This window comes from Pseudoalteromonas sp. XMcav1-K (assembly GCF_044005875.1).
Classification (GTDB): Bacteria; Pseudomonadota; Gammaproteobacteria; order Enterobacterales; family Alteromonadaceae; genus Pseudoalteromonas; species Pseudoalteromonas spongiae.
Window position 1 is genome coordinate 392,056 of sequence record NZ_JBIPJE010000045.1, and the last position, 13,783, is coordinate 405,838.

A 13,783-nucleotide genomic window follows, 5' to 3' on the forward strand; every position below is an offset into this window, starting at 1 on the left:
AAACACTTTGCTACTTGATGCGCTCATCCATCACAACAAACCCATTCACGGTAGTATTAGCAAAATAGCAACCATTACTAAACAACTAGACTTTATGCTCTAAATCTGTGATGGTGATAGATGGTAGTAAAAATAATAAATGCTTATGCACACTGAAGTTCCTAATTCAATTCCTCGCACAAACAGCCAACTTGGTCGTTTTATCGGACGCAACTTTCTTAAGTTATTTGGTTGGCGTGTCTCTGGGGCATTCCCGGATCAGTCAAAGTTTGTTGCAGCTGTGGCACCACACACATCAAATTGGGACTTTATAATCGCGATTGCCGTTAAGCTTTCGTTAGGTATCGAGATTAAGTTTCTTGGTAAACACACCATATTTTTCTGGCCGCTGGGTGTTTTACTTAAAAAGTGGGGTGGCATTGCCGTTGAGCGCTCTTCTAAACACGGCTTAGTTGCACAGGTTGCCGATGTATTTCATCAACAAGACAAACTTATTCTTGGCATTGCACCAGAAGGCACTCGAAAACACATCGATGAATGGAAGACGGGCTTTTTACACATAGCCTATGCTGCTAATGTTCCTGTTGTGCCCATGGCACTCGATTTTCGCACTAAAGAATTTATCGTAATGCCACCAGTTACACTAAGCGGTGATATAGAAGCCGATTTAGCCCTTATCAAGCATCAATTTCCAAAGGCGATGGCTAAGTACCCAAGCGATGTATCAGGTTAAATAGTGCTCTGATTTAAGGGTGAAAACGCAACAAAATTGCGCTTACTGTGTGCTGTTCATTCACTAAAATATTAAGGGTTGGCACTTAACTTGCTCATATTTTGTTCCACACAATACGTATGAAAGGAACTCAATCATGAATGTATACAGCGCAAGTAACCTCAGTGCGGTTAACAAACCTCAATCGTTGCGGGTGACGCACGCAGATCAGACGCCTCAAGATACAGTGAACAAAAGTGTCAGTGATTCGGTGTCAATCAGTGAACAAGCCCATAAAATGAATGAAAACTGGCAAACCATTGCCTCTCAGTACGATTTACACAGTATCTATGGCGATGAAATTCGCAGCCTATCTAAAGAGTTATTTGAAGGTGGATTTATTGGCCGCAGTGAAATGATGGCGATTGGTGCCCCTACTTCAATGAATGAACTACCAAATCAAAAACATGATTTGCTTAATGATATGAAGCACACCTACAAACTAAGCACATCATTTGGCGGGCAAAACAGTGGGTCGAATGAGGTTTATCTTAATGCTATTGATGTGCTGACGCGTCTAGAACAAACGCGTACCCAATAGCTTGTAACTGATTTCATCTATTCGCGATGTAGTGTTCGAACTAACGCGAACTGAAACAAAAAAGCCGCGATTTCGCGGCTTTTAACTAACAACGGGCTGTAAAATACTCTGTTTTAAAATGAGTAACGTGCAGTAGCTTAACTTACGTGCGCGACTACTCGGTTTCGTCCTTGCTCTTTAGCTTGATAAAGTGCCTTATCAACACGTTTAAACATACTATCGAAAGTATCATCGTCGTGTTCTCGCATCACTAAGCCGATACTCACTTTTGCCAACACGTCGTCTTGCTCCGTAGCAATGGCATGACATGACTGATAATCACGAATGCGCTCGGCTACCTTACTGGCTTGTTCAAAACTCGTATGTGGCAAAATAATCGCGAACTCCTCACCGCCGATACGCGCCAAAACATCTTCTTCACGTAAATTTCCAATCAGGTTTTTTGCCAGTGTTTTTAGCACTTCATCACCTGCTGGATGACCAAACTTATCATTTATGCGCTTAAAATGGTCGATATCAAGTGACATTAACGCAAGTGGTTCGCCACTGCGCACTGCTTGCTTAAATTCCCGCTCGGCAACTTCAACAAAATAACGGCGGTTATACAGCCCAGTCAAATAATCGGTATTTGCTTGTTTACGAAATTGCTCTTTGAGCTCATAAAGTTCTGTCACTTCGGTTGAAAAACCGATTAGTGAACGGCGTCCTTGTTGTTCAAAGGGTACTTTTACACTTAAATAGTGGCGTGTATTACCACTTTCATCCGTAACGGTTTCTTCAATTGTTTGTTTTTTGCCGCTAGCAAATAACTCTGAATCACTTTGATGGAAATGTGCTGCCATCTCTTCGGGCAAAATATCTTGTTCTTTCGCACCGATAATTTGCGACACCGGCAAGCCGAACAACGACGCTACTTTAGCGTTAACATACATAAACTCACGGGCATCGTCTTTCATATAAATATGTGCTGCTACATTATCTAATACAATATCAAGCAGTTCGTTTTGTTCATGTACTTTGCTTTCTAATTCACGCTGTTCACTCACATCATTGGCAATGCCAAATAAGCCGATAATATTTGAATCTTCATCATAAATTGGCTTTTTTACAATGTGGTACGTTACTTCTTTATTAAAAGGCTTTACAAAATTCGTTTCTTCTTTTTCCAGCACTTTGCCTGTTTGCATTACGGCGCGGTCATTTTCAATGACCTCTTGAGACTTCGCTAAGTTGAAAAAGTGACTATCGTCTTTTCCGAGCACATCTTCTTCATTTAAATCAAACACATTTAATACGGCTTGATTAACATAGGTATATCGTCCATCTAAATCTTTACTAAAAATACAAGCACCCACGTTATCTAACATCCTTTCTAAAATAGCGATTCGCTTCTTTAATTCAGCCGTCATTGGTCACCTAATGTCAGTTTGCTTGGAATTATTTACCTGCGCGACATAATTAATCGCCACACTAGTGTGTACGGGCATGAAACAATAGCGTGTATATATCTTAAGTATATCTTACTTTGCGTGTTTCTCACACTCTAAGGTACCAAAAATTGAGCAACAATATCAATTAAGTCATACACTTATATTTAGTGCGGTTTTTAAACAGATAAACTAGCGTAAATCTGCTGACTTTACTAAACACTCGGCTTTTGATTGCATAATGATCAATAAACTAGGTACAATTTAGCGGCCTAAAAAAATAATAATAAATGCGCGTAATGTTAAAACCTTGTTTGTTTTTGCTTGTTTTATATTTGAGTGTTAACTCCGTAGTCGCCAAATCGAATGCTCCGTGTACTCATTGCCCTATTGTCGAGACCGTTAAAGACGCGAGTTTATTTGACGCAAATATATATTACCGCGACAGTTACCGAGCGCTTAGCGCAGAGCCACACCGGCTCAAGCACGCTATTCACAAAGACATCAATCGCGAATTTCACCCCCTTAAATATAAAGAAGTATGGTCGGTACTTACCTACAGCGATGGAGAGCCAAATAATCGCGAAAATATTCGGTTAATTTATAAAAACACCTCGATTTCAAAACAACATAATGGCACCGGTAAATTTAGTCGTAATCAAGATTATTGGAACCGAGAACATATTTGGCCAAAAAGTCATGGCTTCCCCAAGCGCTCGCAACAAGGCTATACAGATGTTCATCACATAAAACCCGCCGATGTGTCACTCAATACTCAGCGCAGTGATAATGATTTTTTTAATGGGGGCATGCCTATTAAAGAAGCCCCCTGGAATAAAAAGTATAAATCACAGTCTTTTGAGCCACATAACGGGGTTAAAGGCGATATTGCGCGCATGATTTTTTACATGGATGTGATGTATGAAAATGGTTCGCACCATGATATGCCAGATTTACAAGTTGTAACCCATCACGATACTGCACGCAGCAAAATCGAAGACGGCGTTGGCCAGATAGGCGATTTATGCACGTTATTGCAATGGCATTTTGCTGACCCAGTTGATAGTTTTGAAATAAACAGAAATACGATAATTTATACTTTTCAGGCAAATCGCAATCCCTTTATCGACCACCCTGAATGGGTTACGTTATTGTATGAAGCCGATTGTGATTAAATCGTCGAATTTAACTTTTGCACGGTCTAAACAAACACGTATGTTGAATTTGCAACACCAGTAAACATAACGGCGAAGAAAAGGAACAATTATGGATTTTGCACTTTGGATAAGTCTTGTTGGTGTTTGTGCAATCGGTGCTATGTCCCCAGGACCTAGTTTAGCGGTGGTGTTATCCCATTCCATGACACGCGGCTTAAAACAAGGTCTGATTGCAAGCGTCGCCCATGGCGTTGGAGTTGGCATTTACGCAACACTTGCGGTTGTTGGATTAGCGGGTTTTATCCATGAATTTCCTATTGCGTATAAGGTAATTTTATTTTCTGGCGCCGCTTATTTAGTTTATCTCGCAGTTAATATTCTGCGACAAAAAACAAATCATTTTGAGATCGCTAATAATGCAAATACAGGGAATTTAGCTGCAGCGCAAGATGGCTTTGCCATTGCATTTTTAAACCCAAAACTCGCCATTTTCTTTTTGGCGCTATTTTCACAATTTATTGACCCAGATAGCATAACGATTAGTTCAGCCGCTATTATGTGCATCACTGTTTTAGTGATCGACACACTGTGGTATTGCTTGGTCAGCCTTATCACTAGTCATGCAAATCAAAAATTTGAATTATTACGATACGGCAAAACCATTAACAATATGCTTGCTATTGCGTTTATTCTGTTAGCAATACGCGTTGTAGTAACCAATATTTAGCAGCTGGCGTGTATTAAGTTTCAAGCCAAAACGTTTTTAAATTAAAAAGAGGTTAATGGCCGGGTTAGATTGTTGATCGACTAAGTTAAAACAAAGACCGACCGCAATTAAATTAATAAGATAAAAATTGAGAAAGATATATGGCGTATAACGTAACAGTGATTGGTGCAACAGGCCTTGTTGGTAGCAAACTAGTAAAGCAATTAATTGAATGTGATCAAATTAAGCACATAAATATACTGGTAAGGCGAAATGTTGAGTTCCATCATGCCAAAATAACCTGTCATAGAATAAATTTTGACGAGCTAGTGCAACATCACACATTGATAAACGGTGATATGTTATTTTCTTGTTTGGGAACAACAAAGCGACAAGCAGGTTCAATTAACGCACAACGTATTGTCGATGTTGATTATCAATATACAGTAGCAAAAATTGCAGCGGAAAATGGCGTTGGTCGCTATATTTTAGTGTCTTCTAGTGGTGCTAATAGTAAAAGTGTGAGCGCATATCTCAAAATGAAGGGCGAACTAGAAACAAAAATAAAGGCGCTACCTTTTAACCATATTAGTATTTTACAACCGTCATTGCTTTTGGGGAATCGAGATACATTTCGCCTTGGCGAATATATGGCAAGTTTAATATTACCTACACTATGTAAGTTTGCTTTTCTAAAGCGTTTTAAACCGATAACAGCATCACAAGTAGCAACAAAAATGCTCGACGTGTCACTTAATCAAACGTCACCATTAGCGATTTATTCTCTCGACCAACTGTTTGAGTTACATAAAGACTAATCAGGCTATTTACTACAAGCTCTTTCGAACTTTTAAATTACCAAGATACCAATTTTCCTGAAATCACATTGCGCTAAATGCCTTAAGTAGTACTGTAATCAAGCCTTTAATATTCCCTTTCCATACAAATTAACGTTCAACCTCAAAATAAGCCTCACCATTCAAACACCAAAAATATAAGACGAATTTAACTTGGTGTTTGGTGTTAATTTTATGCTTCGCATTTTTATATGTTGTTTGTATTTCGATATAATACAACACTGTTACTGTATGCATTTATCAGAACATAAACGTTTTACGCGTTAACAAAGTAAAATTAGCAATGCCTTGCAGATAGACATACGTGTAAGGCGCGATGTCTTGATAAAACACCAGCCATGTATGCCATAAAACAAAATCAAAATAGTCTGTTTTTTGCTAAAAAGAAAAGCTCTGTTTTTATGTACATTGCCTAAATTTATTCTCAATACTTAACATATCCAATTGACTAATGTTGGCATTCTTAAACACATTTTTTACATCGACAATCTTGTAGTGCCGCTAATTAGATAAATTATTATTGTTTAAATTTCACCCGCAAGCACATCATTAAAAATACATAACCTTTTGTATTTTTTGAATTTTAAATTATTCAACAGAGTTTCATTTCGTGCGTAAATGTAAATCAAAACAAAATATAATGTATACAATCTTTACAGGCTAAGCATATCCGTGTTACATCTATTTACATAATGTATACATTATACCTTCACAACAATTCAGGATATGCAACAATGATAAAAACAAGCAACTTACTTAAACGTTCGGCATGCGCCCTTGCCGTTTCCGGCGCAATCGCAATAAGCGCACCAACGTTTGCAAATGATACCTTCAACGGCACTGTGAAAGGTGTTGTGTCAAATGCGCAGCAGCAAGTACTAGAAAACGCTACGGTTACACTAAAACATAAAACAAAAGGTGTAACACGTACTATCACAACCAACGAAGACGGCAGTTATACCCTACGCAAACTACCTGTTGGTGAATACACTATGACCATTGAAAAAAATGGTTATGAACAGATCATCGAGCAAGATCTTCTGGTGACTGTAGGTGGATCAGTTGTATTTAACAATACAATGTATTCTGTCGGCACTGATATGGAAACCATAGAAATTACCGGTAGCAGCATTGCTCGCGTTAATATGGAATCTTCTACCGGTGGTATCGTTGTAACAAAAGCTGAACTAGAACGTTTACCTGTGGAAACAGGGTTTGAGGCAATCGCTTTACTGACACCAGGTGTTGTAAGTAACGGTGAATTTGGTGCATCAAGCATTGGCGGAAGTTCGTCTGCTGAAAATGCCTATTATTTAAATGGTATTAATATTACCAATATCAAAACCGGTATTGGCTCTATTGGTTTACCGTGGGAAGGTGTTGCGCAAACCGAAGTTATGACAGGTGGCATTGACCCTAAATTTGGTGGCGCTTTAGGTGGTATTGTAAATGCCGTATCAAAATCAGGTAGTAATGAGTGGGAATTCGAAGCATACGCTCGTATCGACCCAGACTTTACGCGTTCACATCACGACAATTTAATCGATAGAGAAGGCAATTACTTCTCAAATACAGCGCAAGACGAAAGCACGTTTACCCGCTACTCAATCTCGGCAGGCGGCGCTTTAATTGAAGATACCTTATTCTTTTATGGTGTTTATGCGCCGCAAAAGAATGATTACGAAAACGGCAAAAACAACACGATAGATATCGGTGAAAATACATCAGATCGTTACCTTGCTACTGTTGACTGGTTTATTACCGACGATCACTCAATTACTGCGACAGCCATTGGCTTTACTAACAAAGGCAAAGGTAAAACTTACGCAAACGATTGGCAAACAGAAACCATTGGCGAGTTCCTAAGTGATTATAAGTCCCGTACAGGTGGCGATATTTATGGCTTAACATATTCAGGTATTCTCAATGACGATATGTCGATTGAATTGGTTGCTGGTCGCACTGTAGATAAAACGTATAACTCAGCAACCAGCTCAGATCCACTCGTGTGGTCCCAACTCTCAGGTAGCTGGAACAAAATCTCACAAGAGTCAGCATCATCAATTACTGAAAGTGAGTTTATTCGCGATCAGTTCCGCGCTGACTTTAGCTGGACACTCGACGACCATGATATCAAGATTGGTTTTGATTACGTAAATATTGATGTTGATTACGAAAACAGCCCAAATGGTGTTGGTGATCGCGCTGGTTGGTGGGAAGTACTTTACGCGTGGGAAGGTAACCCAGTTGGGCACCCTGCGGGCGAAGCATTTATTGATCAACGTGTAAGAACCGACTTCACTAATTCAGAGGTCAACTCAACCGCATTCTACATCCAAGATACGTGGATGGTTACCGATCAACTAACCTTAAACTTAGGCCTACGTTACTCAAGCGTTTATAACACGGTTTCTACGGGTGAAAAGTACGTAGATGTTGACGACCAAATCGCCCCTCGCCTGCAAGCGATTTATGATTTAGGTGAAGGCACGTCAAAAGTTTATGCCACATTTGGACGCTACTACCAGCCAGTATCGGCAAACATGAACATCACGCAAGGTGGCCAACGCCGTGATATTCATTACTACTATGAACTCGGTGATTTAGATGCAAACGGCGAACCAATACTACTCGCTGATGGCTCACCAAGTACAGGTGCATTTTTAGGTGAAGATGTTGTACAAACTGGTGAGATCAACACAGGTATGATTGTGAGCCAAGACCTAGAAGCCATGTATTCTGATGAAATTACAATTGGTTATCAGGGTGAGTTTTTAGACGGTGATTTAGTTTATGGTGTACGCGGTATTTATCGCGACTTAAAGAAATCAATTGAAGACACCAACTACGGCCCTGTAATGCGCAAATGGTTTGCAGAAAACGGTATCGACAGCGATCCTGGTTACGCTTATATCTTGAATAACCCGGGTACTGACCTTGATATTTTCTACGATACAAATGGCGACGGTGTGGCCGAGCGCATTGTTATTCCAGCAGAGTACATAGCACTACCGGACCCTAAACGTAAATATGGCGCAATTGAAAATACCTTAAAAGGCAATATTGGCAACGATTTCCATTACAACGCATCATACACTTGGTCACACAGCTGGGGTAACACCGAAGGCCTTGTACGTACCGATAACGGTCAAGCGGATCCAGGTTGGACTACCTCTTATGACTACGCTGATTTAATGGACCATTCAAGCGGTAACTTGCCAAATGACCGTCGTCATTCATTTAAAGTAAATGGTTATTACAACATTACTGAAAATCTTGTGCTTGGCTTTAACGCACGTGTTACGTCAGGTGTACCAATTAGCCGATTCTCACGTCACCCAGAAGGCATTGATAGCTGCGCAGCTAGCTCAGTGTGGAGTGAATGTAATAGCCGTGGCTATGACCATGTATCATTCTATGATGCTGATGGTAACCCTGCTCCACGTGGCACATTTGGCGAAACAGATTGGCTAAAAGAGTTTGATTTAAGCCTAGCTTACAATATTTCAGTTGCCGGTAACCCACTTGAGTTAAAAGCAACAGCATTTAACGTGTTTAACTTTGATACGCAAACAGCTGTTGTACAAGAGCATGCGCGTGACGGTGAAAACGGGCAAGAAGTGAATCCTAACTGGGGTATGACATCATCACGTTTAGGTGCTCGTTACCTGCGTTTTGAAGCACGTTATACATTCTAATTTACGTACTTAAAAAACTAAAAAGCCCGAAAATTATTTCGGGCTTTTTGTTTTACATAATTAAATTAAGTAACCTAAGTTCAAGTTACGTAATAGACTCAAAATCATCGTTTAATATTAGCTGACCTTGGTCATCATAATGAATGTAATTTTCTTGCGTTAAATATTCGATTACCGTATCAACATCGCTATCTGCCACTCCAGACAGAACTAATTCATGGCGCTTAATTGGCTTTGGGTGAGATGTCATCAACTCACTTAATACCACGCGCATAATTAATTTATTTCTACGACACATAACACTTCACTTACGGTTATTTTATGTACAATCACTTTGTACCATAAAAAATCAAATTCGCACACATTTTATTCAAAGCAAATTTTACGCAATAAAAAACCCGAGAATGCATCTCGGGTTTTAATATTAAAATCAGTTAATTAATCTAGCCTTTTGGCTTATCTGCTGTTAACTTCTCAATCGCTAAAATTAAGCCCAAACCAGCCATTGCCAACGCAAAACAAATTAAAGTTTGCGGATCTTGCCCCGTCAGTGTGTGGTATGTTTCCGGCCCGATGTTCGTTTGGCTAAGTGGCTTTTCAATACCTTTTGAATTGGTATAAGTCGTTACCACTTGTTTCCAAGGCCACAATAAATTTAGTGAGCCAAATAAAAAACCAGCCAATAACGCAAAGGTTACATCTCTAAAACGTGCTAACAACCAGCCTAAAAAGTGCGAAAATGTCATTAAGCCAACAACACAACCCGCTAAAAATAAACCGATTAGCGGTAAATCAAAGGAAGTAACCGCGCTTAATACATGGCCGTACATACCTAACAACAACAAAATAAAACTGCCAGAAATACCAGGTAAGATCATCGCGCAAATGGCAATTGCCCCTGCGACAAAATAATACCACCAGCTTGCATTGGCCTCTGCTGGCGCCAGCGAAGTAATCGTAAAGGCAATTAAGGTTCCGATAATGCATGCAATAACGGTTTTTATATCCCAATTCTCAAGCTGTTTTGCGATATGTAGGAAAGACGCGATAATTAATCCGAAAAAGAAAGACCAAACAAACGTTTGATGATTAGCTAATAAATAGGTGATTACTTTCGCCAAAGAAAGTGCACTTAATGCTAAACCACCAAAAACAGCAACCAAAAAATTACCATCAATATGTTGCCATAATGCTTTTATTCCATTTTCCTTTAACACCTTAAACGCAGTTAAGTTAACGCTACGTATTGCGCTTAACAAGCGTTCGTATATGCCGGTAATAAATGCGATAGTTCCCCCTGAAACACCGGGAACCACATCAGCCGCGCCCATTCCAGCACCTTTTAAAAAGGTCATTGCATAGTCTCTCAGCGTATCTTTGTGCTGTGACATAACCTTAATTTTCTCCATAAATAAAAACTAAGCGTATATTAGGGTAAGTCGCAGCAGAATACTATCGTGAGTTATTACCCAATAACATGAAATCTGTTGAATTTTGCGTACCGAAAATCTAGGGTCTGTTGACCTTTCAAGTTCGTTTTTGCAGCAGTTTGATTGGGTTTTATACAAGGCAGAGGCTGCGTGACATAGTTATTCTATGTGAGTCAGCCGATAACACAGTAGAAAAGCCAATCAAGCGCTGCCGAACGGTTCTTTTGAGCGCACTTTTCTCATTGTTGCCTACATGGATGTAGGTAAGGGGCGTGAGCAGGACGCGGAAGCTTTGCTCGATATTCGCTTAGATTGCTAGGCCACACATCGAGCGCCGCGATAAAAGCACGTTCAAAGAGAACAAAAATAGAACATCAAAGATCAACAGACCCTAAAAATTATTGCGCTATATCAAAAGCATCACAGGTAAAACCACTACTATAGTAGTAAAGGAAAACACTAAGGTGCAGGGAGGTACAGGTTTAAAGAGGCGGATGTATATGCTTACCCCCCAACAAGCAAGACAGCGACTGCGTCGCGTTAGCTCATTAACGATTAATGAAGCATCAAATTTAAATAGTTTATTAACCGATTTACTATCTGAAGGCTGTCACTTTTTATGTGTCGATCAAATAACTGTTTGGCTAATCAATGACATTGATTCGGCAGAATATTTACATTGCGTTGCAAGCAGTTGCGAAATTGATGTGCAAACAATACCCAATTTAGATATCGCACAACACCCAGACTACTTTGAACGCATGTTCAAAGGTGAAACCATTATGGCAAACCACCAGCTGCAAAGTACCCATAATGATCAGTCTGATAACGTGGCTAACACAATATTAGACACGGTTATTTTTCACAATGGTAAAGCGCAAGGGGTGATCAGCTGTAAAACAAAAAGCCCTCACTGCTGGAGTAACGAAGATATTGTATATGCCGAATCACTGGCTGATAGCTGCAGTCGGCGACTTATGGCGCTTGAAACACTAAAATTACAAAACAAACTAAGCGAACTGGTGTTTGTTGATGCGCTAACAGGCCTCAAAAACAGACGCTATTTTAATGAACGCGTGCAAAGTGCTAAAAACTCGCAATACCGCATGCAAACGCCGCTTTCACTTATCATGATCGACCTAGATCATTTTAAGCATATTAACGACGAATTTGGCCACAAAGCCGGCGACATCGTACTTTCACAATTTGCTCGAACGTGTCAAAAGCAATTGCGTTTGGAAGATTGTTTATGTCGATACGGCGGGGAGGAATTTATTATTATTTTGCCCTACACTGGCGAGCAACAAGCAAGCCAACTCGCTGAAAGGCTGAGAGTAACTATTGAAAATATGGTAATTCAGCACGAACAACGCATTATAAAACTTACCGCTAGTTTTGGTGTTGCAGAAATGGCGTTAGAACATTCTATTGAAGATACGATTAAAAAGGCTGATGTCGCGGTTTATCGTGCAAAAAACGCAGGTCGAAATTGTGTAATTACCCTTTAATTTGGTTAAATGTCCAACCCATTATTTGGATTCAACCATAAGTAAAATAATTAAATTGTTATTAAACCACACACTATTGATGCAAAAACATACATGATCAGCAAAACAATATCGCCGACAAAATATAACTAATAAACTCACATATTTAAACATGATTGGTAGTACGCTTGGGTGTTTTAACAGGGATGTTGAGTGCACCATAGTTAAGTAGATTACAAGCCAATTGAACAATAAAATTAACTCAGTAATTCAAGATATTACTACCCACCTTGATTTTATTTGAATTATCAAAAAATTCGATATACGAGCAAGCACATTTTTTTAATATTCAACAAGCACAAAACCCGCGCCAACCTATCATCAACACTCATCTAAGTTATCTAATTAACATTACAAATACGACTATCAAACACTTCAATACATAACACTACAAATCGACACGTAAAAGCAATAAACATTTAGGTACAAGGGCAGTAAATTAATAACAACCCATTAACAGGAGTTAAGAAAATGAAAACACTACTTTCAGTAATCGCCTTAACTGGCATGACAAATGTTCTTGTTGCTCAGGAACTTCCGTTTAAACTAAAACAAACAATGGATTCCGTTCGCATTGTCGGTGGCGAGCCGACACCTCTCGGAGAGCGCCCTTGGATGGCATCAATGCAATTTAATCAGCAACACTTTTGTGGCGCATCGATTATCAACAAGGACTGGGTGCTTACCGCAGCTCACTGTGTAGAATCAGTCAAAAAGTCTGAACTTGGTAATATGTCAATTCGCTATAACTTTATTGACCAAGTAAGCGACCAAGGGCTAAGCGTGAATATTGAGAATATTTACATTCACCCAGAATACCTTGCCGGTAAATCGACAGACGTTGCCCTGATCAAACTTGCATCACCTGTTACCGATATAGAATATTTAACACTTGCAACAGATGCTGACGCAGACCAAATTCAATCAGGCACAGAAGCGATCGTGTCTGGCTGGGGGGCAACTGCAAGCGGAGGTGATGTATCAACTCAACTACTTAAAGTAAAAGTACCGCTTGTCAGCAACGAAGTGTGTAATAGTGAAGCTGCATATAACGGTAAAATCGCAGCGACAGAAATTTGCGCTGGTTTTGCAACCGGTGGAAAAGATTCGTGCCAAGGCGATAGTGGTGGTCCACTTGTAATCGCAGGTAGTAACGGCCCATTGCAAGTGGGTGTTGTAAGCTGGGGCGACGGTTGTGCATTACCAAATAAATACGGTGTCTACGCTCGTGTAACTAGTTTTAATGCATGGTTTGATGATGTTATAACCAACCCAGACAACCACACAGGTATTGGTGAAGGCGAGCAAGAGCCAGGAGAGCCTGAAAGCCCGGGCGAATCAGTAGGCCAATTACTTACTGATTTGAATGCTGAGTCAGACCAGTTTGTTGCCTTTGAGATTGAAGTACCAGAAGATGCTAAACTACTTTGGATCGACACTCGCGGTGGTGAAGGCGACGTAGATTTAGTACTTCATGGTGAAGATAAACAAGGTGAGAAATTCTACTCTGCAATGGAAGGGAATGATGAACATATTCTCATACAGTTCCCAGAGTCAGGGGTTTGGACATTGAAATTGCACGCGTACGAAACATTTAAAGACGTAGAATTAGCGGTAGTTGTTCGTTAATCTTCCTTGTTGTTTAAAA

General features: G+C 39.8%; 11 protein-coding genes. 8 read left to right on the forward strand and 3 right to left on the reverse strand.

Annotated features, from left to right (window positions below; genetic code table 11):
- The first annotated feature begins 139 nt into the window (after positions 1-139).
- On the forward strand, positions 140-733 hold the full coding sequence (locus tag ACHSBP_RS14680) for a lysophospholipid acyltransferase family protein (protein WP_395389323.1): 594 nt from the start codon (positions 140-142) through the stop codon (positions 731-733).
- Between the two features lie 136 nt (positions 734-869).
- A complete protein-coding gene (locus tag ACHSBP_RS14685; RefSeq protein WP_395389325.1) occupies positions 870-1,313 on the forward strand; it encodes a hypothetical protein in 444 nt (147 codons plus the stop codon).
- A 137-nt stretch (positions 1,314-1,450) separates the two neighbouring features.
- Here ACHSBP_RS14685 and ACHSBP_RS14690 read toward each other — a convergent pair whose 3' ends face one another.
- Entirely contained in the window at positions 1,451-2,722 is a 1,272-nt protein-coding gene (locus tag ACHSBP_RS14690) for a diguanylate cyclase (RefSeq protein ID WP_395389327.1), read from the reverse strand.
- 317 nt (positions 2,723-3,039) lie between these two features.
- Here ACHSBP_RS14690 and ACHSBP_RS14695 point away from each other — a divergent pair, with 317 nt between their 5' ends.
- The 4 genes from ACHSBP_RS14695 (at position 3,040) to ACHSBP_RS14710 (ending at position 9,158) form a co-directional block, all read left to right on the forward strand.
- A complete protein-coding gene (locus ACHSBP_RS14695; protein WP_395389329.1) occupies positions 3,040-3,915 on the forward strand; it encodes an endonuclease I family protein in 876 nt (291 codons plus the stop codon).
- A gap of 91 nt (positions 3,916-4,006) precedes the next feature.
- Positions 4,007-4,624, forward strand: a complete 618-nt coding sequence (locus ACHSBP_RS14700) for a LysE family translocator (protein WP_395389330.1) — start codon at positions 4,007-4,009, stop codon at positions 4,622-4,624.
- A gap of 140 nt (positions 4,625-4,764) precedes the next feature.
- Complete coding sequence (locus ACHSBP_RS14705; protein WP_010558904.1) at positions 4,765-5,421, forward strand: NAD(P)H-binding protein; 657 nt, start codon at positions 4,765-4,767, stop codon at positions 5,419-5,421.
- A gap of 773 nt (positions 5,422-6,194) precedes the next feature.
- Positions 6,195-9,158 carry a TonB-dependent receptor domain-containing protein gene (locus ACHSBP_RS14710; protein ID WP_010558903.1) on the forward strand — a complete coding sequence of 988 codons (2,964 nt, stop codon included), beginning with the start codon at positions 6,195-6,197 and terminating at the stop codon, positions 9,156-9,158.
- Positions 9,159-9,243: 85 nt separating this feature from the next.
- Here the strand turns inward: ACHSBP_RS14710 and ACHSBP_RS14715 are convergent, their stop codons facing one another.
- Both ACHSBP_RS14715 and ACHSBP_RS14720 read right to left on the reverse strand, forming a co-directional pair.
- Positions 9,244-9,456: a hypothetical protein gene (locus tag ACHSBP_RS14715; protein ID WP_010558902.1), complete on the reverse strand. Its 213-nt coding sequence runs from the start codon at positions 9,454-9,456 to the stop codon at positions 9,244-9,246.
- Positions 9,457-9,601: 145 nt separating this feature from the next.
- Positions 9,602-10,549, reverse strand: a complete 948-nt coding sequence (locus ACHSBP_RS14720; RefSeq protein ID WP_010558901.1) for a DUF368 domain-containing protein — start codon at positions 10,547-10,549, stop codon at positions 9,602-9,604.
- A 539-nt stretch (positions 10,550-11,088) separates the two neighbouring features.
- Here ACHSBP_RS14720 and ACHSBP_RS14725 point away from each other — a divergent pair.
- Both ACHSBP_RS14725 and ACHSBP_RS14730 read left to right on the forward strand, forming a co-directional pair.
- The gene (locus ACHSBP_RS14725; RefSeq protein WP_021033083.1) at positions 11,089-12,096 is read left to right on the forward strand and encodes a sensor domain-containing diguanylate cyclase; all 1,008 of its coding nucleotides are present in this window, start codon (positions 11,089-11,091) and stop codon (positions 12,094-12,096) included.
- A 510-nt stretch (positions 12,097-12,606) separates the two neighbouring features.
- Positions 12,607-13,764: a trypsin-like serine protease gene (locus ACHSBP_RS14730; protein WP_010558899.1), complete on the forward strand. Its 1,158-nt coding sequence runs from the start codon at positions 12,607-12,609 to the stop codon at positions 13,762-13,764.
- Positions 13,765-13,783: the final 19 nt, after the last annotated feature.

Excerpts from the sequence above, each read along its gene's own strand:
- ACHSBP_RS14680 (WP_395389323.1), top strand. The coding sequence starts at position 140 with ATGCTTATGCACACTGAAGTTCCTAATTCAATTCCTCGCACAAACAGC.
- ACHSBP_RS14685 (WP_395389325.1), top strand. The coding sequence starts at position 870 with ATGAATGTATACAGCGCAAGTAACCTCAGTGCGGTTAACAAACCTCAA.
- ACHSBP_RS14690 (WP_395389327.1), bottom strand. The coding sequence starts at position 2,722 with ATGACGGCTGAATTAAAGAAGCGAATCGCTATTTTAGAAAGGATGTTA.
- ACHSBP_RS14695 (WP_395389329.1), top strand. The coding sequence starts at position 3,040 with ATGTTAAAACCTTGTTTGTTTTTGCTTGTTTTATATTTGAGTGTTAAC.
- ACHSBP_RS14700 (WP_395389330.1), top strand. The coding sequence starts at position 4,007 with ATGGATTTTGCACTTTGGATAAGTCTTGTTGGTGTTTGTGCAATCGGT.
- ACHSBP_RS14705 (WP_010558904.1), top strand. The coding sequence starts at position 4,765 with ATGGCGTATAACGTAACAGTGATTGGTGCAACAGGCCTTGTTGGTAGC.
- ACHSBP_RS14710 (WP_010558903.1), top strand. The coding sequence starts at position 6,195 with ATGATAAAAACAAGCAACTTACTTAAACGTTCGGCATGCGCCCTTGCC.
- ACHSBP_RS14715 (WP_010558902.1), bottom strand. The coding sequence starts at position 9,456 with ATGTGTCGTAGAAATAAATTAATTATGCGCGTGGTATTAAGTGAGTTG.
- ACHSBP_RS14720 (WP_010558901.1), bottom strand. The coding sequence starts at position 10,549 with ATGTCACAGCACAAAGATACGCTGAGAGACTATGCAATGACCTTTTTA.
- ACHSBP_RS14725 (WP_021033083.1), top strand. The coding sequence starts at position 11,089 with ATGCTTACCCCCCAACAAGCAAGACAGCGACTGCGTCGCGTTAGCTCA.
- ACHSBP_RS14730 (WP_010558899.1), top strand. The coding sequence starts at position 12,607 with ATGAAAACACTACTTTCAGTAATCGCCTTAACTGGCATGACAAATGTT.